The sequence below is a fragment of the Pseudomonas sp. PA-4-8C genome (assembly GCF_021606625.1).
Taxonomy (GTDB): domain Bacteria; phylum Pseudomonadota; class Gammaproteobacteria; order Pseudomonadales; family Pseudomonadaceae; genus Aquipseudomonas; species Aquipseudomonas lactis.
The window spans coordinates 1-24,026 of sequence record NZ_WKCD01000066.1; the positions used below are offsets into that span (position 1 = coordinate 1).

Annotated in this window: 24 protein-coding genes; 15 read left to right on the plus strand and 9 right to left on the minus strand. The window is 60.0% G+C overall.

All coding sequences use genetic code 11. The features are described 5' to 3' along the window. Positions 1 to 115: 115 nt before the first annotated feature. On the minus strand, positions 116 to 496 hold the full coding sequence (locus GIW04_RS13000; RefSeq protein WP_094774842.1) for a RidA family protein: 381 nt from the start codon (positions 494 to 496) through the stop codon (positions 116 to 118). Between the two features lie 71 nt (positions 497 to 567). Further along, positions 568 to 1,836, minus strand: coding sequence for a beta-ketoacyl-ACP synthase II (gene fabF, locus GIW04_RS13005; protein WP_057709979.1), 1,269 nt, complete (start codon positions 1,834 to 1,836; stop codon positions 568 to 570). A 107-nt stretch (positions 1,837 to 1,943) separates the two neighbouring features. Between fabF and GIW04_RS13010 the strand changes: the two genes are divergently transcribed. Then, complete coding sequence (locus GIW04_RS13010; RefSeq protein WP_057709980.1) at positions 1,944 to 2,420, plus strand: winged helix-turn-helix transcriptional regulator; 477 nt, start codon at positions 1,944 to 1,946, stop codon at positions 2,418 to 2,420. A gap of 4 nt (positions 2,421 to 2,424) precedes the next feature. Here GIW04_RS13010 and GIW04_RS13015 read toward each other — a convergent pair whose 3' ends face one another. The 3 genes from GIW04_RS13015 to GIW04_RS13025 all read right to left on the minus strand — a co-directional run bounded on the left by GIW04_RS13015 (position 2,425) and on the right by GIW04_RS13025 (position 4,384). Then, a complete protein-coding gene (locus GIW04_RS13015) occupies positions 2,425 to 3,294 on the minus strand; it encodes an isocitrate lyase/PEP mutase family protein (protein ID WP_003191182.1) in 870 nt (289 codons plus the stop codon). Between the two features lie 110 nt (positions 3,295 to 3,404). Further along, positions 3,405 to 4,073 (minus strand): DUF3313 domain-containing protein, encoded by a 669-nt coding sequence (locus tag GIW04_RS13020; protein WP_120248029.1) that lies wholly within the window; start codon positions 4,071 to 4,073, stop codon positions 3,405 to 3,407. Then, positions 4,073 to 4,384: a hypothetical protein gene (locus GIW04_RS13025; protein ID WP_034135621.1), complete on the minus strand. Its 312-nt coding sequence runs from the start codon at positions 4,382 to 4,384 to the stop codon at positions 4,073 to 4,075. Before GIW04_RS13025 ends, GIW04_RS13020 begins: the two co-directional genes overlap by 1 nt. A gap of 164 nt (positions 4,385 to 4,548) precedes the next feature. On the opposite strand from GIW04_RS13025, the gene GIW04_RS13030 reads away from it, so the two are divergent. The 9 genes from GIW04_RS13030 (at position 4,549) to GIW04_RS13070 (ending at position 15,654) form a co-directional block, all read left to right on the plus strand. Beyond that, positions 4,549 to 5,259: a response regulator gene (locus tag GIW04_RS13030; protein ID WP_442962798.1), complete on the plus strand. Its 711-nt coding sequence runs from the start codon at positions 4,549 to 4,551 to the stop codon at positions 5,257 to 5,259. After that, on the plus strand, positions 5,256 to 6,584 hold the full coding sequence (locus GIW04_RS13035; protein WP_057709983.1) for an ATP-binding protein: 1,329 nt from the start codon (positions 5,256 to 5,258) through the stop codon (positions 6,582 to 6,584). Before GIW04_RS13030 ends, GIW04_RS13035 begins: the two co-directional genes overlap by 4 nt. Before the next feature lie 165 nt (positions 6,585 to 6,749). Then, positions 6,750 to 7,706: an ABC transporter substrate-binding protein gene (locus GIW04_RS13040; protein WP_003191188.1), complete on the plus strand. Its 957-nt coding sequence runs from the start codon at positions 6,750 to 6,752 to the stop codon at positions 7,704 to 7,706. Positions 7,707 to 7,729: 23 nt separating this feature from the next. Continuing rightward, entirely contained in the window at positions 7,730 to 9,061 is a 1,332-nt protein-coding gene (locus GIW04_RS13045; RefSeq protein WP_120248030.1) for an LLM class flavin-dependent oxidoreductase, read from the plus strand. A gap of 101 nt (positions 9,062 to 9,162) precedes the next feature. Then, the gene (locus tag GIW04_RS13050) at positions 9,163 to 10,002 is read left to right on the plus strand and encodes a helix-turn-helix transcriptional regulator (RefSeq protein ID WP_116667479.1); all 840 of its coding nucleotides are present in this window, start codon (positions 9,163 to 9,165) and stop codon (positions 10,000 to 10,002) included. 36 nt (positions 10,003 to 10,038) lie between these two features. After that, entirely contained in the window at positions 10,039 to 11,421 is a 1,383-nt protein-coding gene (locus GIW04_RS13055; RefSeq protein WP_120248031.1) for an aspartate aminotransferase family protein, read from the plus strand. 145 nt (positions 11,422 to 11,566) lie between these two features. Continuing rightward, positions 11,567 to 12,946, plus strand: a complete 1,380-nt coding sequence (locus tag GIW04_RS13060; protein WP_120248032.1) for an APC family permease — start codon at positions 11,567 to 11,569, stop codon at positions 12,944 to 12,946. 153 nt (positions 12,947 to 13,099) lie between these two features. Continuing rightward, positions 13,100 to 14,590, plus strand: coding sequence for an aldehyde dehydrogenase (locus tag GIW04_RS13065; RefSeq protein WP_120248033.1), 1,491 nt, complete (start codon positions 13,100 to 13,102; stop codon positions 14,588 to 14,590). Positions 14,591 to 14,721: 131 nt separating this feature from the next. Beyond that, positions 14,722 to 15,654, plus strand: coding sequence for a cupin (locus GIW04_RS13070; RefSeq protein ID WP_003191199.1), 933 nt, complete (start codon positions 14,722 to 14,724; stop codon positions 15,652 to 15,654). Position 15,655: 1 nt separating this feature from the next. Here the strand turns inward: GIW04_RS13070 and GIW04_RS13075 are convergent, their stop codons facing one another. Beyond that, complete coding sequence (locus tag GIW04_RS13075; protein WP_034135629.1) at positions 15,656 to 16,561, minus strand: LysR family transcriptional regulator; 906 nt, start codon at positions 16,559 to 16,561, stop codon at positions 15,656 to 15,658. A gap of 105 nt (positions 16,562 to 16,666) precedes the next feature. Next, positions 16,667 to 16,894 carry a hypothetical protein gene (locus GIW04_RS13080; protein ID WP_003191203.1) on the minus strand — a complete coding sequence of 76 codons (228 nt, stop codon included), beginning with the start codon at positions 16,892 to 16,894 and terminating at the stop codon, positions 16,667 to 16,669. A gap of 217 nt (positions 16,895 to 17,111) precedes the next feature. On the opposite strand from GIW04_RS13080, the gene GIW04_RS13085 reads away from it, so the two are divergent. The 5 genes from GIW04_RS13085 (at position 17,112) to GIW04_RS13105 (ending at position 21,359) form a co-directional block, all read left to right on the plus strand. Then, on the plus strand, positions 17,112 to 18,839 hold the full coding sequence (locus GIW04_RS13085) for a hydrogenase maturation protein (RefSeq protein ID WP_120248034.1): 1,728 nt from the start codon (positions 17,112 to 17,114) through the stop codon (positions 18,837 to 18,839). A 143-nt stretch (positions 18,840 to 18,982) separates the two neighbouring features. Further along, entirely contained in the window at positions 18,983 to 19,609 is a 627-nt protein-coding gene (locus GIW04_RS13090) for a dTMP kinase (protein WP_034135632.1), read from the plus strand. A gap of 10 nt (positions 19,610 to 19,619) precedes the next feature. Then, a complete protein-coding gene (locus tag GIW04_RS13095) occupies positions 19,620 to 20,399 on the plus strand; it encodes a hypothetical protein (protein ID WP_137203734.1) in 780 nt (259 codons plus the stop codon). Positions 20,400 to 20,405: 6 nt separating this feature from the next. Further along, complete coding sequence (locus GIW04_RS13100; protein WP_120248035.1) at positions 20,406 to 20,831, plus strand: hypothetical protein; 426 nt, start codon at positions 20,406 to 20,408, stop codon at positions 20,829 to 20,831. 279 nt (positions 20,832 to 21,110) lie between these two features. After that, positions 21,111 to 21,359 carry a CsbD family protein gene (locus tag GIW04_RS13105; RefSeq protein WP_014718439.1) on the plus strand — a complete coding sequence of 83 codons (249 nt, stop codon included), beginning with the start codon at positions 21,111 to 21,113 and terminating at the stop codon, positions 21,357 to 21,359. A 72-nt stretch (positions 21,360 to 21,431) separates the two neighbouring features. Here GIW04_RS13105 and GIW04_RS13110 read toward each other — a convergent pair whose 3' ends face one another. Together GIW04_RS13110 and GIW04_RS13115 are read right to left on the minus strand one after the other, a co-directional pair. Then, positions 21,432 to 22,862, minus strand: coding sequence for an amino acid permease (locus GIW04_RS13110; protein WP_120248036.1), 1,431 nt, complete (start codon positions 22,860 to 22,862; stop codon positions 21,432 to 21,434). A 105-nt stretch (positions 22,863 to 22,967) separates the two neighbouring features. Continuing rightward, complete coding sequence (locus GIW04_RS13115; protein ID WP_120248037.1) at positions 22,968 to 24,002, minus strand: histone deacetylase family protein; 1,035 nt, start codon at positions 24,000 to 24,002, stop codon at positions 22,968 to 22,970. Between the last annotated feature and the right edge of the window lie 24 nt (positions 24,003 to 24,026).

The window sequence follows — 24,026 nt, forward strand, 5'->3', positions numbered from 1 at the left end:
GGCTTGCCTGCGATGGCGATGGAACATTCACCACCGCTATCGCAGGCAAGCCAGCTCCCACCTTTCTGACCGAGTTCGACATTCCGATCAGTTCGGTTCTAAAAACGTCACAGATTCAAGCCTTGGCAGCCATCGCCGTCACTTCCACCCGCATACCTTCCACCGCCAAGGCGGCAACGCCCACTGCTGCCCGCACTGGCCAGGGCTTGGCGAAAAAGCGCTTGTAGACCTCGTTGAACGCGGCACGGTCGGCCATGTCGGTGAGGTAAATAGTCAAGTGCATAACCCGGTCCATGGAGCTGCCGGCTTTTTCCAGCGCGACTTTCAGCGCTTGCAGGGTGCACTCGCTTTGCTGGGTGATATCGCCCAGCTCCAGGCTGCCATCGGCATGGGTGGGAATCTGGGTGGAAACCAGGATGCCGTTGAAGCCGATCACGTCAGAGGAGATGGAATCGGCGTCCGGATCAGGGGTATAGGACAGGTCGTGGTTGGCCATGGGCACCTCATGTTGGCAGGAACAGAAAGGCGCCATGGTCGGTGAAATTCACCTCTGGGGCAAACCCTGGCTCATCTCCAGCGTCGGAACAGCACGCTGGCGTTCACGCCGCCAAAGCCGAAGCCATTGGACAGCGCATATTCAATCGCCATGGGGCGCGCCTCACCACGCACCATGTCCAGGCCGTCGGCGAGGGCGTCCGGGTTTTCCAGGTTGAGTGTCATTGGCGCGATCTGGTCACGCAGGGCGAGTACGGTGAAGACGGCTTCGATGCCCCCCGCAGCACCGAGCAAGTGGCCGGTGGCGGATTTCGTCGAGCTGATCGCCGGGCTGCCGCCGGTACCAAATACCGTTTTGATCGCCGCCAGCTCGCCTTTGTCGCCCACAGGTGTGGAGGTTGCGTGGGCATTCAGGTACTGCACCTGCGACGCCTCGATACCCGCTTGGCGCAACGCTTGGGTCATTGCCCGGCGCGCACCGTCACCATCCTCAGGCCCTGCTGTCATGTGATAGGCGTCTGCGCTGGTGCCATAGCCCACCAGTTCGGCAATCGGCTGCGCACCCCGTGCCAGGGCATGCTCCAGCTCTTCAATCACCAGAATGCCGGCGCCTTCGCCCATCACAAAGCCGTCGCGCGCCTGATCGAAGGGCCGCGAAGCACGCTGCGGGCTGTCATTGAAATCGCTGGACAACGCTCGCGCCGCGGCGAAGCCGGCCAGGCTGACGCGATGAATCGCCGCTTCGGCACCGCCGCATACCGCCACGTCGACTTCGCCGGCGCGGATCATTCGCGCTGCGTCGCCGATAGCTTGAACCCCGGCGGCACACGCAGTGACAGGCGCACCCAGAGGGCCTTTCAAGCCATAGTTGATCGACACATGCCCGGCAGCCATGTTGCTCAGAAACGATGGAATGGTGAAGGGCGACAAACGACGCGGGCCCTTGCTGTCGGTGGTGCGCACCGCATCGGCAATGGCCGGGAAACCACCGACGCCGGAGGCGATGATGGTTGCCGTGCGTTCCTGCTCCTCGGGTGTTTTGGGAGCCCAGTTGGCCTGCTTCAGGGCTTCATCCGCTGCCGCTAGGGCGAACAGGATAAAGCGGTCCATTTTGCGCTGTTCCTTGGCGGCCAGCAGTCGATCAGGATCAAACCCGGCTTCGGGGTCTTGCAGCACACTTTGCACCTGGCCGCCGATGCTGATCGCCAGATCACCGATCAATTCTTGCGGCAAACGACGGATGCCCGACTGCCCGTCCAGCAAGCGCTGCCAAGTGGATTCCACGCTCGATCCCAGCGGCGTCAGCGCGCCCATGCCCGTCACGACGATACGTTTACTCATGCTCAATCGACTCCTGTTGCTTGAAAGATACACAGCGTATGGACGTCACTATCATCATGAAAGTAACATGGCACCCTTCAAGTTTGTACTCGCACACAGGAATACTTATGCAGCGCAAATCCCTCATCAGTGCCGAATGCCCCATCGCCCGCAGCCTTGAACGGGTAGGGGAGTGGTGGAGCATGCTGATCATGCGCGACGCCTTGCACGGCCTGCGCCGTTTCGATGAGTTCTCGCGCAGCCTGGGCATCGCGCCCAACATGTTGACGCGCCGGCTTAATGGCTTGGTGGAAGCGGGGATGCTGGAGCGCCGTGCCTACAGCGAGCGCCCGCCACGCTACGAATACGTGCCGACGGCCAGGGGCGAGGACTTTCGTATGGTGCTGATGGCGTTAGTGGCGTGGGGCAACCGGCATTACGCCGAGGAGGGCATCAGTGTCGAGGTGGTGGAACGCGAGACGGGCCGACCGGTGCAGCCGGTGATGGCGACGGCTGAAGGTGCGTTGGTGGCGATGGATCAGTGCGAGGTACAGCCCGGCCCGGCCGCCAGCGCAGGGATGCGCCAACGGCTGAACCGTGAGTGATTGATTACTCTTTTACATCCATGAACTCTTCAGCCCACGCCACATAGCTCTCAGGCAAGGTGTAGGTATGGGTCAATTCCGTGGCACTGAGGTTCGAAGTGCTGTGGGTCAGCTGACGCTGGGCACGCAGGCTGTCGTAGGTGGCCTTGATCGCGGCGAAGTAGGCGCCATGCCCGGCTACCACGATGCGCACGCCCAGGCTGGCCAGGCGCTCACTGTCGTGCAGTTGTGGGTTGCCGTAGGTCACCAGCATCAGGGGAACGCTGAGGTTCTCTGCGATCTGCTCAAGGTGGTCGAAGTCCTTGACGCCGACCATGCAGATGCCGTCAGCACCGGCCTTTTCATAAGCCTTGGTACGCGCAATCACATCGCTGGTGGGCAGCACGCCGGCATTGGTGCGCGCAATGATCGACAGCGCCGGGTCGACGCGCGCTTCCAGCGCGGCCTTGACCTTGCCGATGCCCTCTTCGACGGAAATCAGGTCCGTGGATTTACGCCCGAATTGCGCGGGCAAGAGGGTGTCTTCGATGGTCAGCGCCGCGACGCCGGCGCGTTCCAGCTCTTCCACCGTGCGCATCACGTTCAGGGCGTTGCCGTAGCCGTGGTCGGCGTCGGCAATGAACGGCAACTGGGCCACACGGCCGATGCGGGTGGCTTGCTCGACGAACTCACTCAGGGTAATCAACGCAAAATCGGGGGCCGCCAGCACCTGCAGGGAGGCGACCGAGCCGCCCAGGATACCCACTTCAAACCCCAGGTCAGCCGCGATGCGGGCAGACATGGGGTCGAATACGGAAGCGGTTTCAACGCAGATCGGCGTTGCCAGCAGGTCACGGAAGTTACGGCGTAGCGCTGAGTGAGAAATCTTGGGCATGGTCTTTCCTGGCTTTGGTCATCGTCAAGTGACGATCAATGTCTATTCGTGGTGCCGGGAGATTACCACGCAGATGCCCCTGTGATTATGACGTTTGAGCAAGGCGAGGGTTATCGAGCGACTGCACTGTACGACGTACCCAGGTCGCGGGCCCAGCCGTCGAGCACGTCCTTGACATTGTCAGCGGTCATGACTTCTTTGTCATTGGCCAGGGGAGCACCGGTGCCTTTACGCACCATGGCCGCCACGACATCGCCGGTCGAACCATCTTCCAATGACAGCTCCGTGGCGATTTCACTGTCTCGATCGCGGATGCCAGTGGCGGCGCTCACGCCCGCTGCGACCAGGGTGATCGGCAGCCACTCATAAAACCGCAGTCCCTGGGGGCTGGTGGCGATGCGTGTGATGGCAGGGCGTACTGTGAGGGTGTCAGGGCCAGGTTTCGAGGCCAGGTAAACGTATTTGCCAAGTTCCGAGCGCAGTACCAAGTCGTAGTAGCCGGTGACGTGGGAGAGCGTGCTTTGGGGGATCTGAGCGGAGGGTTCAACAGCCGGGAAAAACTGGCTGGGCGCCAGATATACCTGCTTGTAGCGGCCACGCTTCAAGGCCGGGCTGACCCAACTCTGTATGGTCTGGCCCGACGGGCTCTGTTGCTCTTTAAGCAGGCTGTAGTCATGAAGAAAGCCTGTATATCGCTCGGGTTCGACCTTGTTGCTGCTGCAAGCGATCAGGCTCAGGGTGGCCGCCATCAGTAGCAGGAATGAGCATTTACGGGCCATCAATGGGTTGCCTGTTCGTTTGGAGTGTCGTGCGAGGATTCGATGTGCAACTGGCCATGGGTCATGATCCAGTGGACAAGCTCGGCGATGGGAATGGAGTGGGCGTACTCGACCCACCGCCCGGCGTCGGGGCTGTAGTGTTCGAAGTAGCGACGCAGCACGATACGGTCCAGTTCCGCGTTCAGCCCCAGGCAGGATTCCTGGAACAGCATCGGGCTATCCTGAGCCGGGGAAGAGGTGCGCTGGCTCAGCACCAATGGTCGCGCGTCGCTCGCGGCCTGCTCGGTGTACCTGCTGCTCGAAACTTTCATAGGCGTCTCCTTGAATGGAAGACGTGCAGAATGCCCGACAGGTTTTACCCAAAGATGTCCGGGTTGTGTCCGTGGCGAAGGAATGTTGCTCGATTGAAATAAATGACCCCGGCGCCGGAATGGTTTTAGATGTCGTTCTTTTTTTGGCTTGGGAACCTGTGAACGTGAGCAGACTGCTGATCGTCGATGACGACGTGGAAGTGCTGGCATTGCTGAAGAAGTTCTTCGTCCAGCACGCCTATGAAGTCGACGTGGCCGCCGACGGCGAGGCCATGTGGGCGGCCATCGCGCAGCAGCGGCCGGACACGATCATCCTCGACCTCATGTTGCCCGGCGAAGGCGGCCTCAGCCTGTGCCAGAAAGTGCGGGCACAGTTCGGCATTCCTATCATCATGCTCACGGCCATGGGCGAGTTGAGCGACCGCATTGTTGGCCTGGAACTGGGCGCCGACGACTACCTGACCAAACCCTTCGCCCCGCGTGAATTACTGGCCCGCCTGCGCGCTGTGCAACGGCGTGCAGGGCGGTCGGTCAGTGCGGCCGACGAGCGCTCACGCCCGGTGATTGCCTTCGCCGGTTGGCATCTGGATATCACCTGTCGCGAACTGCGTTCGCCCGAGGGCGTCATGATCCCGCTGTCCGGTGGCGAGTTCGACCTGCTGGTAGTGTTTCTCGAACACCCCCAGCGCATTCTTACCCGCGACCAATTGATCGACCTGACCCACGGCCAGGGCCACGATGCCTTCGACCGCAGTATCGATGTGCAGGTCAGCCGGCTGCGCCGCAAGATCGAGCCCGACTGCAAGCGCCCGGACCTGATCCGTACCGTGCGCAATGGCGGCTATCTGTTTACCGCGCCGGTGACCCGCTCATGATCCGGCGCCTGTTGCGCCGCGACACCCTGAACCGGCGCATCGCCCTGACCATCCTCGCTGCGATGCTCGCTTCACTGGCCCTTAACGCCTTGTTCGTGCAGGTGGCCGGGGTGTGGGCGCGCCCGCCCATCGACCGCACGGGGTTACTGGAACAAATGGCCGCGACGTTGAAAGTGATCGAGGCCGCGCCTGCGCCGTTGCGCTCGCACCTGGCGGCAGCGGCCAGCGATACCCGGTTGCAGGTGACGTGGCATACCAACCCCGTGGATTTCGGCCTGCCCAGCGGCGGCAACGTGCTACAAGCCGGCGAAGTCCCTGGGATACAGGCATTGTTTGGCACGGGGCGCACCATTCAGGTGTACAGCCCGGACGATTGGCCGCGTGGCAGCCCCGACGCACGTTATGTGGCGCTGGTGCAGTTAGTTGATGGCAGCTGGTTGTCTTTCATACCGCCCGTACGCAGTTGGGGCCTGAGCGCACCCACGCGGATTGCGGTCATCATCATTCTTGGGCTGATCGCTACCTTGCTGGTCGCCTGGGTCGCCACCCGGCAATTGGCCAAGCCGTTGCAGCGTTTCGCCAGTGCCGCCAGACGCTTCGGCGGCGATCTGCGCGCACCGCCCATCGACATCGAAGGCCCCGACGAGATACGCCAGGCCACCATCGCCTTCAACGCCATGCAGGCGCAAATCCAGCACTTTATCGGCGAACGCACCCATATGCTGGCGGCCATTTCCCATGACTTGCGCGCGCCTTTGACGCGGATGCGCCTGCGCTGCGAGTTCATGGAAGACCTGGACCATCAGCACAAGCTGATTCGCGATGTCGAGGAAATGCAGTCGATGATCAACGCCGCATTGGCGTTTTTCCGCGACGATACGGTGCTGGAGCACAGCACGGCGTTCGATCTGTCGGAACTGCTGCAAACCATCATCGACGACTATCGCGACCAGCAACTGGTGGTCGACTTCCGGGGGCCGCCCCATCTGGTCTATCACGGCCGGCCACTGGGGCTTAAACGGGTAGTGGTCAACCTGCTGGAAAATGCTGCCAAGTATGCCCGGCACCCCAGCATTGCACTGAGTGTTAACGACCAGAGTGTGTGCATCGAGGTCTGCGACGAGGGCCCGGGGATTCCTGAAGCGGACCTGGAGCGTGTGTTCGATCCGTTCTTTCGCCTTGAGACCTCACGCAACCGCAATACCGGTGGGGTGGGGCTTGGGCTCTCGGCGGCACGGGCGATTGTGCGCGAGCAGGGCGGTGAGCTGAGCCTGAGCAATCGGCGCGGTTCGGGGTTGGTGGCCCGGGTTGAATTGCCGCGCTAGCGTGATGCGATATGCGCATTATTATTGAATTAGGTTATGCGTTATCAGTATTTTACATCCCACCTTCAACACCGCAAAAATACCCCTGACAACAAATGACCTTATAAAACCGAGACCGTACGCGCGGATCGATTTGAATGCCTCACAAGGCATCTGGAGACGAGCGTGCGTTACCTCAAAACCCTGGCGGCTGGATTGGTCGCCTCATTGCTGTGCCTGACGGCGCAGGCGCAAACCCTGGTGGTCGGCGACCAGAGCTACAACGCCCAGGCCGTGATGGAAGCGGCGGGGGTGCTGGATGATCTGCCTTATACGCTGGACTGGAAACAGTTCACCGCCGGGTCACCGGTTGCCGAAGCGCTCAACGTTGGCAGCCTGGACCTGGGCCTGCTCGGGGATGCCCCGGTGTTGTTCCTGGGCGCCCTGGGTGCACCGATCAAGGTGATCGCCGTGAGCCGGCAGAATCTCGACGGCGTGGCCATCCTGGTAAAAAAGGACTCGTCGATCCACAGCCTGGCCGATCTGGCAGGCAAGCGCGCCGCGATCTGGAAAGGTTCCTGGAGCCAGCAACTGTTGCTGACTGCACTGGACAAGGCCGGGGTTGCACGGGATTCGCTGCAATGGCGCTACCTCAGCGCCCTGGATGCTTCCCACGCGCTGGAAGGCGGTGCGGTTGACGTGATCGCCACCTGGGAACCCTACGTCACGCAACAGGAGCGCCAAGGTGCGCGGGTGTTGGCAACCGCTGAAGACCTGATTCCGGCCCAGAGTTTCATTGCCGCCAACGCCAGTGCCGTCGAGGCCAAACGTGAACCCATCAGCGACTTTCTCCAGCGCCTGAAAAAAGCCCGTGACTGGGCGCGCCAAAGCCCGGCCAACGCCAACGCGTATGCCGATGCCTGGGCCAAGCGCACCCGCGCGGATGCCGACATCGCCCGCGTCTGGTTTGCCCGTGCGCGCACCACCGTCGAGCCGCTGACGCCTCAGGCGCCCATCGAGGCGCAAAAGACCGTGGACTTTTTTGCCGGCCTGGGCCTGGTCAAGTCTTACTCGGCTGACACGTTGTTCGACCCTTCATTCGCGGCCGCCTTGCAGCCCGCCGTCGCCACCACCCAGCCCTGAACGCTTGAAGGACGACCTGCGCAATGACTAAAAGACAGCTCAAACTGGGCGCCCTGACCATGGGCTGCGGTGGGCCGGGCCGCCATAACCTGTGGCTTGACCCGCAATTGCCGGCCGATGCCAGCGTCAACGTCGATTGGTACATCCAGATAGCGCGCCAGGCTGAGGCCGCACTGTTCGACCTGATGTTTATCGTCGACAGCCAGTTCATCACCGAAGGTTCGCCTTCCCATTACCTCAATCGCCTGGAGCCGTTGACGTTGCTGTCGGCACTGGCCGTGAGCACCCGGCATATCGGCCTGGTCGGTACGCTGACCACCTCGTATAACTCGCCGTATAACGTCGCCCGGCGCCTGGCGTCACTGGACTTGATCAGCAAAGGCCGCGCCGGCTGGAACGTGGTGACCAGTGGCGATGCCGGTACCGCCGGCAATTACAGCCGCGACGAACACTACGACTACGCCACCCGCTACGGTCGCGCCGCCGAACACGTTCAGGTGGTACAGGGGTTGTGGAACTCCTACGAAGACGATGCGTTTGTGCGCAACCGTGCCACCGGGCAGTTTCTCGACCCGAGCAAGCTGCACAGCCTGAATCATCAGGGCGAACACTTCTCGGTGGTGGGCCCGCTGAATATCCAGCGCTCGCCCCAAGGCCAGCCGGTGATTTTCCAGGCCGGAGACTCTGAGCAAGGCCGCGACCTGGGCGCCGCCACCGCCGATGTGATCTTCACCCACGCGGCCAGTATCGAGCAGGGCCAGGCGTTTTACCGGGATATCAAGGGCAGGGCGGCACAACGGGGGCGCGATCCGGAACAGGTGCTGATCATGCCCGGAGCGGAAATCTACGTGGGCGACACCGATGCCCATGCCCGGGAAATCGAGCAGCACTATCATCAGCTCGACCACAGTTTTGCGCAGGCACTCAAGGAGTTCGGGCGCAATTTTGGCTGGCATGATTTCAGCCAGTACGACCTGGATGCGCCATTCCCGCAAGAGAGCCTGGAGGCGGCGCGCAGCAGTTTTTTCACCGCTGCCAAACGCATCGCCGACCAGGCCCGGGAAAAGGGCTTTACCCTGCGCCAGGCCGTCGAATTTGGCCGGCAATTGCGCCCAGGCGCGTTCGTGGGCAGCGCTGCCACGGTGGCGCAGAAACTAGCGGATTGGTTCGAGGCGCAGGCGGTGGATGGGTTCAATATCTACATCGGGCACCCTGGGCAATTTGATCGTTTTACTCAGGAGGTGATCCCTTTGCTGCAGGAGCGCGGTGTTTATCGTACGGCCTACGAGGGCTCGACCTTGCGCGAAAGCCTGGGTTTGGCGATTCCGAGGTTTGCGCGCAATCCCTCACCCTAAGGGGTGATTTCGATGACTTTGCGGGTGTGGGACTATCACTTCAGTCCCCGGCGCCAGTGACGTGGTGTCGCACCCAACCGTTATGACGGCGAGTCTTCGACGTGGAAAATGATCGACTGTCTTCAGCCCAGTGGTTCGAACAGATAGCCAGGGTGACCGAGAGCATCGGGCACGCGGGGTTTGCCGCCACGTTGTTCGATGCTCTGGGGTGTATCCGCCCCATTCAGGCCACGACCTTGTACCTGTACCCCCACGACGGCATGCCCAGCGCAGTGTTCGAACTGGACGGGCCATGGCTGCCCCAGGGCAATGTGCGCCAGTACCTCTCCGGGTTTTACTTGCTCGACCCGTTCTACGGCGCCTGCGTGGAGGGCGCGGCTTCCGGCTGCTACGACCTCGCCGACGTAGCCCCCGATCACTTCGAGCACAGCGAGTACTACCAGTCGTTTTACCGGCATTCGCACCTGGAGGATGAGCTCAACTACATCCTGCAGGCCAGCAACGGCTTGAGCCTGGCGGTGTCGCTGGCCTTTACGCAGAAGCTCGACGCGACCACCACCGAGCAATTCAAGCGCATAGCACCTTGGGTACTGGCGGTGCTGGGCAAGCACTTCGTCGGCCTGGAGACTCAGGGCGCGCGTTTCGAAAGCCTGTTGGAACAGCGTATTCACTCGGCACTCAACAACTTCGGCTCCTCGCTGCTCACCGAACGCGAATGCCGGATCACCCAGTTGATCCTGCGCGGCCACTCCACACGTTCGCTGGCCGAGCGCCTCGGGGTCTCCGAAGACACCATCAAGTCCCACCGCAAGCACATCTACAGCAAGCTCGACATCGGCACGCAATCGGAACTGTTTTCCCTGTTTATCGACTCGTTGGCCGAGGCTCAGGGCGGGCTGAGTAAAGACCCCCTTGAGCGCTACATGAGCAAAGGCCGTTGACCGGCTGCATGACCACCCACAACAAGAGAAAAAGCCATGAACCTACCCTTTGAACCGCAACGCCAGACCCAGGACTACCAGGCCTCGGACGCGGCCCACCATATTCATGCCTTTGTGGATCAAAAAGCGCTGAATGCCGAAGGCCCACGCGTGATGGTCCGGGGTGAGGGCCTGTACCTGTGGGACAGCGAGGGTAAGCGTTACCTGGACGGGATGTCGGGCCTGTGGTGTACGCAATTGGGTTATGGCCGCAAGGACCTGACCGCTGCGGCGGCTGCGCAGATGGATCAGTTGGCGTACTACAACATGTTCTTCCACACCACCCATCCGGCGGTGATCGAGCTGTCCGAGTTGCTGTTCAGCCTGTTGCCAGGGCACTACAGCCATGTGATCTACACCAATTCCGGTTCCGAAGCCAACGAGGTGCTGATCCGCACCGTGCGCCGCTACTGGCAAGTGCTCGGCAAGCCGCAGAAGAAGATCATGATCGGCCGCTGGAACGGCTATCACGGCTCCACACTGGCGGCGTCTGCCCTGGGCGGCATGAAATTCATGCATGAAATGGGCGGCTTGATCCCGGACGTCGCGCACATTGACGAGCCTTATTGGTACGCCCAGGGCGGTGAGTTGACCCCGGCCGAGTTCGGGCGGCGCTGCGCTCTGCAACTGGAAGAAAAGATCCTGGAGTTGGGCGCGCAAAACGTCGCCGGTTTTATCGCTGAACCTTTCCAGGGCGCCGGCGGCATGATTTTCCCCCCAGAAAGCTATTGGCCAGAGATCCAGCGCATCTGTCGCCAATACGATGTGCTGCTGTGCGCTGATGAAGTGATTGGCGGTTTCGGCCGTACAGGTGAGTGGTTTGCCCATCAGCATTTCGGCTTCGAACCCGACACGTTGTCGATCGCCAAGGGCCTGACCTCCGGTTACCTGCCCATGGGCGGTTTGGTATTGAGCAAGCGCATGGCCGAAGCCCTGGTGGAGCGGGGCGGGGTGTTTGCCCATGGACTGACGTATTCCGGGCACCCGGTTGCGGCGGCGGTGGCCCTGGCCAACCTCAAGGCCTTGCGTGACGAAGGGATCGTGCGCCAGGTAAAGGACGACACCGGGCCGTATTTGCACACGCTCCTGCACGAAGTCTTTGGCAACCACCCGCTGATCGGCGAGATCCAGGGCACCGGCCTGCTGGCAGCCTTGCAGTTTGTCGAGGACAAAGGCACGCGCAAACGCTTTGCCAATGAAAACGACCTGGCCTGGCAATGTCGCACTTTTGGCTTTGAAGAAGGCGTGATTATTCGCTCGACCCTGGGCCGTATGATCATGGCGCCGGCCCTGGTGGCCAGCCACGCGGAGCTCGATGAGCTGGTCGACAAGACCCGCATCGCGGTGGACCGCACCGCACGGATCGCGGGAAAACTGTGAAGGGCTAAGCCCCTCCATGCCGCTCGGTTGAACAGGGTGGGCGCCCCATAGCGGCCTGCCCACCGCTCCCAATGGATGACTCATCAAAGGTGTCGATTTGATCGAACGCCGCGGCGCCCTGCATTCCACTTTCCAGGAGTCAGCAATGAATACAATAACAAACGTAGCCGATACTCCCGTCCATCAAACCCCAACCCAACCAACCTCATCGCGCCGCTTTCGACAACCCCTGGGCCTTGTCGGGCTGGTACTGTTCGGCCTGGCGTATATGGTGCCGCTGGCGGTGTTCACCACCTACGGCCTGGTGACCCAGATGACCAAAGGGCACCTGGCCACCGCCTACCTGCTGACCCTGGCTGCCATGCTGCTGACGGCCTACAGCTATGGGTGCATGGTCAAGGCGCACCCGTATTCGGGCTCGGTCTACACCTATACGCGCAAGGCGTTTGGCGCCTCCTTCGGCTTTATCGCCGGCTGGACCTTGCTGCTGGACTACATCTTCCTGCCGCTGCTCAGCTATTTGCTGATCGGCATCTACTTGTCCGAATACTTTCCTACCTTGCCCACCGCCGTATGGGTATTGGGCTCCATTGCCCTGGTGACGGCGCTGAATCTGGTGGGTATCGAGTCGATTACCCGGGTCAATTGGGTGCTGATCGTGGCCCAACTGGTGTTCATCGTGGTGTTTGTGGCGTTGTCGATCCACAACCTCAGCGGGCAAGCCGAGCCGGTGTCGCTGCTCAAGCCGTTTCACCATGAAGATTTCAGCGTGCCGCTGATCATGACCGGCGCGGCGGTGCTGTGCTTGTCGTTCCTGGGCTTCGATGCCGTGTCGACCATGGCTGAGGAGACACCTGACCCGCGCCGTACCATTCCGCAGGCGATCATGGCGGTGTCGCTGATCGGTGGGTTGCTGTTTCTGGTGGTGTCGTATTGCGCCCAGATGGTCTTCCCGGAATGGAATAGTTTTGCCGATCCCGACTCGGCTTCGGTCGATGTGATGCGCCGGGTCGGCGGCGAGCTGCTGGTGAGTGCGTTTACCGCCACCTATGTGGCGGGCTGTTTCGCCTCCGCGATGGTCTCCCAGGCCAGCGTGTCCCGCGTGCTATTCGCCATGGGCCGCGACGGCGCATTGCCCAGAGTATTCGGAAAGCTGGTGACGAAAAAGCGCGTACCGGCCAACGCGATCATGTTGGTCAGCCTGTTTTCGCTGATTGCGCTGTTTATCAGCCTGGACACCGTGGCCAACATGATCAGCTTTGGCGCGCTGTTCGCGTTTTCGGCGGTGAACCTGGCCGTGATCAAGCATTACCTGGGCGACCAGAAGCTGCGCGGTACACGCAACTATCTGCTGTACGCCGCCCTGCCGGGCCTGGGGTTTCTCAGCACGCTATGGTTGTGGACGAGCCTGTCCGGCCTGTCGTTCACCATCGGCCTGTGCTGGATGGCCCTGGGGCTGCTGTGTTTGCTGTGCCTCACCCGAGGGTTCCGGGTACGCATGCCGGACCTGCAAATGGCCGAATAAACAGGCCCCACCTCGGTTCATCTGTAGGAGCGAGCTTGCTCGCGAAAAACGTCAACGATAACGCGTGCTTCCTGGATGAACGCGGCGCCTGTGAGTTTTTCGCGAGCAAGCTCGCTCCTACAAAAGCCTTACAGCCCAATTCAGGAGTACAGCATGTTCAACCTCGACTACTGGCAGCAACGCGCTGCCCGTCAAACCTTCATCAACACCGCCTTGATCGACGGCCAGGCCGTCGCCGCACTGTCCGGGGCGACCTTTGACGCCATCAACCCGGCGACCAACCAGCTCCTTGCACGTGTCGCCGCCTGCGGTGAGGTTGAAGTGGACTTGGCAGTACGCTCCGCACGCCGCGCCTTTGACAACGGCCCCTGGCGACGCATACCTCCAGGCGAACGCAAAAAAGTCCTGATCAAACTCGCCGACCTGTTGATGACCCACCGCGAAGAACTCGCACTGCTGGACTCCCTGAACATGGGCAAGCCGGTAATGGACGCCTATAACGTCGACGTGCCCGGCGCGGCCCATGTTTTTGCCTGGTACGGTGAAGCCCTGGACAAAATTTACGATCAGGTCGCGCCGACTGCCCACAACGCGTTGGCGACCATCACCCGCGAAGCATTGGGCGTGATTGCAGCGGTGGTGCCGTGGAATTTCCCGCTGGACATGGCCGCCTGGAAACTGGCCCCTGCTTTGGCGGCAGGCAACAGCGTGGTGCTCAAGCCCGCCGAACAATCGCCATTTTCCGCCCTGCGCCTGGCCCAACTGGCGTTGGAGGCGGGTATGCCCGAGGGCGTGCTGAACGTGGTGCCAGGCTTGGGCGAGGGCGCCGGCAAGGCCCTGGGGTTGCACCCGGACGTCGATTGCCTGGTGTTTACCGGCTCGACCCAAGTGGGCAAGTACTTCATGCAGTACTCCGCGCAGTCCAACCTCAAGCAGGTGTGGCTGGAGTGTGGCGGCAAGAGCCCGAACCTGGTGTTTGCAGACTGTCAGGACCTGGACCTGGCGGCGCAGAAGGCGGCCTTTGGGATTTTCTTCAACCAGGGCGAGGTGTGTTCGGCCAATTCGCGCCTCTATGTGCAACGCTGCATCCACGACGAATTCATCGAGCGTTTGATCGACAAATCCCGTGCCTGGATGCCCGGCAACCCACTCAACCCCGCCAGCGCCGCCGGTGCAATTGTCGACAGCGGGCAAACCGCACGCATCATGCAAGCCATCGGCCAGGCGCACGCAGACGGTGCCATGCTGTTGACCGGTGGCCAACAGTTGAACATTGAGGGTTGTTCAAACTTCATCCAGCCGACGATATTCGCCAACGTCACCGCTGACATGCGCCTTTCCCGTGAGGAGGTGTTTGGCCCCGTGCTGGCGGTGAGCGCCTTCGATACCGAAGAACAGGCCATACAGCAAGCCAACGACAGCCTCTACGGCCTGGCGGCATCGGTGTGGAGTGATGACCTGAACCGTGCGCATCGCGTGGCGCGTGCCCTGAATGCCGGTACCGTGTCGGTCAACACCATTGACGCCCTGGATGTGACCGTGCCGTTTGGCGGCGGCAAACAGTCGGGGTTCGGGCGCGATTTGTCGCTGCATTCGTTTGATAAGTACACCCAGTTGAAAACCACCTGGTTCCAATTGCGTTAACTGCCCCGTTTCGCATAACTGCTGTGCCGTTACAGGCATTCATCCGCCAGTGGGCAATGCCTATAGTCCACTTAGCCCGTGCAGCGCTTCAACCGTGCTGCGCGATCCAGCCCAAGACTGAGGTGAGCCTGATGAACCGTGAATTCGACCCCGCACTGACTGATATCAACCAAGTGGACGCCGAGTACTTCGAGTACAGCAAGGCGGCAAATCCCATCAGTGCCAACCTGATTTCCCGTATTCCCTACCACAGCTTTCCGGCCTCGCTGTATGACAGTGGCCCCTCCCGCGTGGTACCGCTGGACCTCAGCGACGCCTTGGGCTGCGAAGGCCCTGCGACAGGCCCCGGGCTATGCGCGAACTTCATGCGCCTTAACCGTGGCGACACGCTGACCCTGCAACCCAACGCCACTTCCCAGGTGTTCTACGTGATTGCCGGGGAGGGCAGCGTGGTTCAGGGGGAGTATGAGATTCAATGGTCCAAGGGCTGCTTTATCGCCCTGCCGGGATTACAGCAAGCGCACTTCAGTGCCCGCGAGGATGCACGTCTTTACTATGTTCACGATGAGCCGTTGCTGCGTTACCTGGGGGTGACACCCCGCGCCGATCGCTTTGCGCCAACCCTGTACCCAGCAGCACTGGCCAACGCGAAGTTGCGTGAAGCGGCCGATGATCCCAGGGCACAGGACCGCAGCCGCATCAGCATCCTGCTGGGCAACCGTCATTTCCCGCAGACGCGCACGGTGACCCACGTGCTGTGGGCCATGTACGGGATTCTGCCGGCCGGATCGGTGCAGAAACCCCATCGGCATCAGTCGATTGCACTGGACTTCATTATTGATTGCCCCACGGGCTGTTATTCATTGGTGGGCACCGAGCTGGGCGCGGATGGGCAAATTCGTAACCCGCAGCGGGTCGACTGGTCTCCCGGCCTGGCGTTTGTCACGCCACCGGGTTACTGGCATGCGCATTTTAATGAATCGGATAGCGAGGCGTTCCTGATCCCGATTCAGGATGCGGGGCTGCAAACCTACTTGCGTGCGCTGGATATCCGCTTCAGTTGAGTCACTTCCAGTCCGGTGTTTCGCCCAGTCGTTCAACGATAAAGTCGATAAAACACCGGACCTTGGACGACACAATGCGCTTGGGCGGGTAGACAAACCACACCGCAAACGCCCGCTCCACGCCCTGGATCTGCCATTCCGGTAGCCACACTACCAAGTCGCCGGCCTCGATACTTCGCGCCACCAGCCAGTCGGGCAACAGCGCAAAGCCCAAGCCTTGGCGCACGGCGATCAGTTGCGCATCCAGGTCATTGATTCGAATAACGCCGTCATGCAGCAGCGGGAGCGCGCGGCCGGCAGAGACAAAACTGATATCGCCGGTGGTAGCCGTGCCCAGCACCGCAGGCACACCGGCCAAGTCCGTGGGCGTGGACGGAGGAGGGTGCTGCATGCCAAACGCCGGGCTGACCACCAAGCGGTAGTGGCCGTCGCTGAGCTTACGTGCCTTGAGCGTCGAATCGGCCAGCTCGCCAATGCGTATGGCTAAGTCGACGCCGGCATGAATCAAATTGACCTGGGTGTTATCCAGCACCAGTTCCACGCTGATTTGCGGGTAGCGCACCAGAAAGTCATTCAACGCCGGCAGGATGTGATGGCGAGCAAACGCCGGTGGCAGGTTGAGTTTCAACACGCCCCGGGGATGCTGGTTCAGCGCTGACGTGGCGGCCTTGGCGTGTTCCAGTTCGTCCAGCACCCTGCGTGCGTGTATCAGGAAGGTCTGGCCGCCTTCGGTCAGATGCAGCGTGCGTGTGGAGCGGTTGAACAGCGCGATGCCCAGGTCTTGCTCAAGGTCCTTCACATAGCGTGAAACCGTTGAGGCCTTGATCCCCAAGCGCTCGGCGGCACGCGAGAAATTGTTGCCTTCGGCGGCTTCGATGAAGGCGGTGAGCGCGGTGAAATAGTCCAAGGGCAGCCTCAGGGCAGGGCGGTGAGACGTGCAGGTTGTTGAGTTTTGCCGGGGGCTGTCAACTGCACGACCGTAGAACCACGATGCAGCCCCCGTTTTCATAAATCAGGGCTGCTGGTAATGCCCCGGAATGTCATGGCCTTCGTCGGCGGGCTTGTTGCGCTTTTGCACCTGGACGTCGCTCAATTTCGCGTCCTTGAGCTCTGCAAAGCGCTGCCTGAGCAGGGACTCGGCCCATTGAGGATCCAGCGTGTCGGCATCGTGCTCAAGCGTGCGGCTTTGTGGCTGGTTATCGAGGATGAAACTGATGAGGTAATGCGGTTTCTCGAACATGAACGTGGCTCCGTTACGGTTAACAAGGCGTACCCGAGCAGGGCATGTTCATTTGATGAGTGGGTTGCGCGGTGATTCAGAAAAAATAAGCCGCTTTCATTTATTGATCTCGATCAGGTGGTGAGGCTGGCTCGCTCTATAACCTTGGGCGCTTATCGATGGCCAGGGACGGCTCAACGAGCAGCTCTGGTCACACATTCTCAAGGAAGAGTCAGCCATGCGATCACTGAAGATCCTGTTGTTATCCTCGGCATTCAACAGTTTAACCCAACGGGCCTGGCTGGATTTGCGCCAGGCGGGTCACGACCCCAGTGTTGTGGTGTTCACCGATCAAGCCACCGTGTGCCAGCAGGTGGAGGTGTCCGGCGCCGACCTGGTGATCTGCCCGTTTCTGAAGGACCGTGTGCCGCACCAACTGTGGAGCCATCCCCTGCGCCCGGTGGTGATCATCCATCCGGGCATCGTTGGTGACCGTGGTGCCAGTGCGCTGGATTGGGCGATCACCCGGCAGGCCCGCCGTTGGGGCGTCACCGCCTTGCAAGCGGTGGAGGAAATGGACGCCGGGCCGATCTGGTCCACCTGTGAGTTCGACATGCCCGACCAGGTGCGCAAATCCGAGCTGTACAACGGCCTGGTGAGCGACGCCGCGATGGTTTGCATCCGTGACGTCGTGGCGAAATTCGCCAAGGGCTTCGTGCCGACACCGCTCGATTACACCCAACCCAGTGTCATCGGACGCTTGCAGCCGAACATGAGCCAGGCTGACCGCACCTTCAGTTGGTTCGATTGCGCAGGCTTTATCAAGCGCAGCATCGACGCCGCCGATGGCCAGCCCGGCGTGTTGGCGAGCCTGTTGGGCGGTCAGTATTACGTCTATGACGCGCACTTGGACGCCCGGCAGGGCACCCCAGGAGAAATCCTTGCGGTACAGGACGACGCCGTGTTGGTAGCGGCTGGAGATCACAGCCTGTGGATCGGCTCGCTCAAGCCCAAAGGCCCAGAGACCTTCAAGCTGCCAGCACGGCATGTTCTGGCTGAGCAGTTGGCCGGCGTGCCGGTGCTGGACAGTTCAATCGCCTGTCAGGCGCTCAACGAGCGGGTCTATCAACCGATTCGCTACCAAGAGTTCGGCCACATCGGCGAACTGACGTTCGAGTTCTATAACGGCGCCATGAGCACCGAACAATGCCAGCGCCTGGTGGCTGCATTGCGCTGGGCCAAGGCGCGAGATACCCACGTGTTGCTGATCAAGGGCGGGCGCGGCAGCTTTTCCAATGGCGTTCACCTCAACGTCATACAGGCCGCCGAGGTGCCGGGGCTGGAAGCCTGGGCCAACATTCAAGCCATCGACGATGTGTGCCTGGAGCTGCTCACCGCCAAGCAACTGGTGATCAGCGGCCTGACCGGCAGCGCAGGCGCGGGCGGCGTGATGCTGGCGCTGGCGGCCGACATTGTACTGGCCCGCGAAGGCGTAGTGCTCAACCCGCATTACAAGACCATGGGGCTCTACGGCTCCGAATACTGGACCTACAGCCTGCCACGAGCCGTGGGCAGTGAAATCGCGCACAAACTCACTGAAGAATGCCTGCCCATCAGTGCCATTCAGGCCCAGCAGTACGGCATGGTTCAGGCCATCGGACCACGTTGCCCACAAGCATTTGGCTTGTGGCTTTTGCAACAGGCCGACAGTGCGTTGGCCGATGATAAGTACCTTCATGCACGCACACGTAAAGCCACGCTGGATACTCGGCAAGTTGAACGCTGTCGCGAGCAGGAGCTGGCACAGATGCGACTCGACATGGTGGAAAACCGCCAGCAGTTTGCCGAGAAATGCCGCAACTTCGTGTTTAAACGCAAAGCCTGCCAGACCCCGCAGCGGTTGATTGCGCCATGGGCGTTGAGGTATGAGGCTGGTGTGCAGGAAAGCCGGATGCTGAACGACTGACCGTCGACGCGGGGAGGGCACGTCGGCCAGTCCAGCCTCGCATTGGGCAATAGGGTTGCCCATAATGGAGGCCAACTCGCCCAACCGCACAGACCCCGAGGCTCCATGGAACTGCACAACCTGAACGATGATGCAGCGCCCGTATGACTCGTGCGCTGTTTATTTCGATGGATGGCCCCAAAGGCACCGGTAAAACCACGCTGTTGGAGGCCGTTACGACAGCGTTGAGGGCCGACAACATAAAGGTCGTGCGACTGTGCGAGCGCAAGAGCGATCCCTGTCGAGCGCAAACGATGGCTCTGGTTAACACGTTCGCCCGAGATCCCAGCCGGGATCTGGAACTTGAGGTGTGTGAGCGCTTTGCCGACAGCCGCAGCTGGATTACTCAAAACGTACTGGCCGCGCAGCCACCTGACAGCATCATCCTGATGGATCGCTGGTACCCGTCTGATGCTGGGTTTCGTCGGTTGATACCCTTTGCAGACATTCTTGAGCTGAACATTAATCGACAGGTGCAAGTGCCGGACCTGCACGTCGGGGTTGTCACCGCGGCGCAAATATCCTGGGCGCGGGCGGCAGCACGACGGCGGGGGTTGAGCAGTACGGTGATGTCTAAGCTGGAGGAGCAAGTTGCGTGTACCGAGGCGTTTGAGCGAGCGGCTGTGGAGCAGGGGTGGGTCATGTGTCGCAATGAAGGTACGATTGAACAGGCAGTGAGGCGGGTGGTTTTGCAGATATATAAGGTCCTTCATCCCAAGCATCAGGAGTAACGGAGTGCCGTTGAACCAGCAAGATCAGGATGATGTTGGTCATCAGAACAAACGTCACCGAACGAAGAAACTCTATGAAAACGTCGTGATAGGAAACTTCCTGTACGGTCTCGGATTCGCCGTGCGGTCATGTCTAGACGCAAACACCTCGATCCCAAGCGTGGTCAACCTGCTACAGCAGACGCCTGCAGACAAAGAGCTGGCTGACGTACTGCTGAGTTTTCCAGGTGTCGTGCGCTTGATCGAATTCAAGATGAAGGGCGCCAGCCTAAAAAAAGAACGACTGCGACATCGTTTACTACTGGCCGCCCTGGCAGGTGAAAATCAGGTATTGGTCGAAACGTCCAGAAGCCTGCACTGGTATGTGGAGGTGGGCGCCAATGACACCGACACGCCTCTGGTTTCGCGAGCCGTGCCTTATCTGGACGCCTTCGACGACGAACACTTGGCGTTGTCCGCGGGAAGCCTTGAACGACTCGTGGAGCAAACCGCGCGCGAAGCTGTTCGCGGCCTCGACCCGATGATGCGCGAGCGTTCACAGATATACCTGCGATTTTTACGCAATATTCAAGCTGACGACCCGGTGGGCGCAGGTGGTGTGCTTCTGGTCATGGGCGCAGGTGGAGCAATGCATTTTGTTCAGCTGCGAGACGTCTGTGATTTGAGTATGCCGCACAGGCAATGGCTGGAGCTGGAAATGAGCGGTCCGCAGCTGGAGCGATCTGTGCCTGCATTGGAGCGAAGCATGAAGCGTCCCAAACACCGCGACGGCCCCGAATATGGAAGGTAATGACCCATGGACGAACACGTGAACGAGAATGACCGGAGCCTGCGGGCCATGGCCGTCGCTGCCAAGGGCATCATGAGCGCAGCGGAAAATGACAGAAAAGCCGCTGAGCAGGCTATTGCGCGTCTTGGCTATCTGGAAAAACGTGTTGAGCAGAGCCTGCAACAGATTCCGACGATACTGGGCGCTTCAGCGGCGCAGATCGCAGATTCAGTGGCTTCAAAGGCGGCCGAGCACTTGATTGGCAAGTTCAAACAGGCCGATGCCGCGGCGCTTGATGCGGCGCAAAAGTACCAGGCCGCCAGTGACAGCCTTAAGCGTCGATTCTGGCTCAGCATCTTCGCCATTCATCTAGGTGTGGTATTGCCTCTGGCGTTGCTGTTTTCTTTGCGGTCCCCAGCACCGATGAGATTGCGCAAAGGCAACGAGAGTTAGCGGTGCTTGAGCAAAACATAGAAGCGTTGAAACGCCAGGGTGGTGACGCTGCCATTATTGACTGCGAGGGACGCCCGTGCGTGCGCACGCGAGAGGTCCCGGGCGAAGATCCCTATCACGATGCCGCTACAGGCAAGAAGACTTATCGGTTGATCTGGACCAAGTGAGCTTCATCAACTTTGAACTAATCACTAAGCCTGTCCACCTAACGCTTTGCACGTTGCCTCAAGCCCGGGGTTTTCCTGGGTTACCCAATCACACACGAAGGTTTGGTTAATCATGAAGAGCGAACAGGTAGAAGGCGTTGTAGAAAAGGTTGCTGGCAAAGCGCAGAGCGCAGTCGGGAAGCTTTTTGGCGATTCGAAGTTGGAAGCCGAAGGCGCTGGACGCCAAGCTGCGGGTCAACTGACGCAAACCTATGGCGACGCACTGGACAGCGTTTCTACATTCGTCAAAGAGAAGCCGGTTGCTGCACTGGCAATCGGGGCTGTTGCTCTACTGGTGCTGAAAAGATTGCTTGGTCGCTGAACCTCAGCAAGATTTCCCTCGTACTCCTTGGAGTTCCGCGCCAGGAGGTACGAGGGCGGTAAGCCATAGCCCTTAAACCAAGCCTTCGCGTTTGTATTGATTTGCCGAACTGTCAGCGGGCTTGGGTTTTCTGGAACAGGTCAACTGGTAAGCAATTGCCAACCATATGAACCACCCCGGCATGACCATCAAGGCAATTCGGGTGTCGGGTCTCAACGCCAGCAGACAAAGAACAAAGCCCAGAAACGCCAAAGAGAACCAGGCCATCGGTGCGCCGCCAGGCATCTTGTAGGTCGATTTTGCATGCAGGTCAGGACGCCTGTTGCAATAGGCAATGTACGACGCGAGGATCGTCGACCAAGTGAAAATCACCAGAATTGCTGACACGGTAGAGACGATGGTGAAGGCGGTCATGACTTCTGGAACGATGAACAGCAACAACACGCCCAGCAGCATCAACAAGGTGGTGAACGCCAAGCTCAGCAGAGGCACGCTATTGCTCGACAGACGCCGGAAAATCCCCGGAGCGTTGTCCTGATTGGCCAGCCCGAACAGCATCCGACTGGACGAAAATACGCCACTGTTGGCCGATGAGGCGGCGGATGTCAGCACCACAAAGTTGACAATACCGGCTGCTGCGGGGAACCCCGCAACCAGAAACAGCTCGACGAAGGGGCTCTTGTTGGGCGAAACCTGTTGCCAGGACGTCACTGCAATAATGCAGGCCAGTGCCAGCACATAAAACAAGATGATTCTGAGCGGAATCGAGTTGATGGCTTTAGGCAGGGTCTTTTCGGGGGAGCGCGTTTCGGCGGCTGCGGTGCCGATCAGCTCGGTGCCCGCAAATGAGAAAATCGCCATCTGAAACCCGGCAAAGAAACCGAACAAGCCGTTGGGGAATGCGCCCTGTTTATCCAGCAAGTGGTTCAGGGACGCGGTGACGCCACTGGGTGAGACAAAGGAGCTGGCAATCAGCACCATGCTCACCCCAATCAGGGCAACGACGGCAATGATTTTGATGATCGCGAACCAGAACTCCACTTCACCGAAGAGCCTGACAGTCAGCACGTTCAAGGCGAACAGTGTTATCAGCATGCCGATGGCTGGTATCCAGGCGGGTACATCAGGGAACCAATACTGAAAAAATCCACCCACCACGACTGCATCACCTATCACTGCAACGCTCCAGCTTAGCCAATATGACCAGCCCAGAAAGAATGCTGCACGTGGGCCAAGATAGGCACCGGCAAAATCAGCAAAGGTTTTGAAGTTCAAGTTGGAAAGCAACATTTCGCCCATGGCACGCATGACGAAGTAGACGAACAGACCGATGATCATATAGATGAGGATGATCGACGTGCCGGAGAGGGCGATGATCTTCCCGGAACCCATGAACAGACCTGTCCCGATAGCACCGCCCATGGCCATTAGCTGAATGTGACGATTGCTGAGTGTGCGCTGCAGCGCGGGCTGTTCAACCCGCTCGGACGGAGTCGATTTCATTACAAAACCTCTTGATTTTATGTTTTTGAGTTTTGGCAGAAAAGTGGGAATCACATGACCTTGATAGAGAGGTAATGGCTACTGACGGTAGTGGTTTGCGGAGTTTCAGGCCCGTTTGCTCTCGTAACCATGCAGCACATTGACTGCATTGATCCCGATTTCATCGACCATGTAGCCACCCTCCATCACAAACAGGGCAGGGCAGCCCGCGCCGGCTATCAGCTCGCCGATGCCGATAAAGTCTTCGCTTTCAAGCAAAAAGTGGCTGATGGGGTCGTCCTTGAAGGTGTCGACGCCCAGTGAAATAACCAGCACGTCAGGGGCAAATTGCTGGAGTTTCTTGCAGGCGTGGAGCAAGGCGTTGCGGTAGCTTTCCCAAGAGGTGTTCTTGGGCAGCGGATAGTTCAGGTTGTAACCTTCGCCGTGACCAGCGCCGACTTCGTGGCTGTAGCCTGAGTAGTACGGATAGGACACCGTCGGTTCGCCGTGCAGCGAGACAAACATGACGTCACTGCGCCCGTAGAAAATATTCTGGGTACCGTTGCCATGATGAAAGTCGACATCCAATACCGCGACACGCTTGGCGCCTCGGGTAATAGCCTGCTGTGCGGCAATGGCTGCGTTGTTCAGATAGCAATAGCCGCCCATGTATTCACGTGCTGCGTGATGGCCGGGTGGGCGGCATAGGGCAAAGGCACTGTCGTGACCTTCATCGATCAGCGCCAGTCCGGTCAGCGCGATATCGGCACTGGTTTTTACCGCTTGCCAGGTGGTGGCGGTAATGGGTGAGCCGGCATCCATGGCGTAAAAACCCAGCTTGCCGTCGATGAACGTCGGGACTTGCTCGTTGGCCAGATCACGCACTGGCCATACCAGCGGCAAGGCATCGTGGGTGCGCCCGGTTGCACACCATTCAGACCAGGCAGATTCCAGAAAAGTTACGTAGCGCTCGCTGTGCGCGTTGACATAGCACGACCGATCAAATGCTCGCGGTTCGATGATCTGGCCAAGACCTACCTGTTTGACCCGATGGTGGACGGTATCGGCCCGACTGGGCTGTTCGAAGGACGGCTTGAGCACGCCGTCTTTCAATTCGGTGCCGTGGTGCAAACGGTGGGAATCACTGAAAACTGTAAACATTGTGCGCATCCGCTCATATGGGCC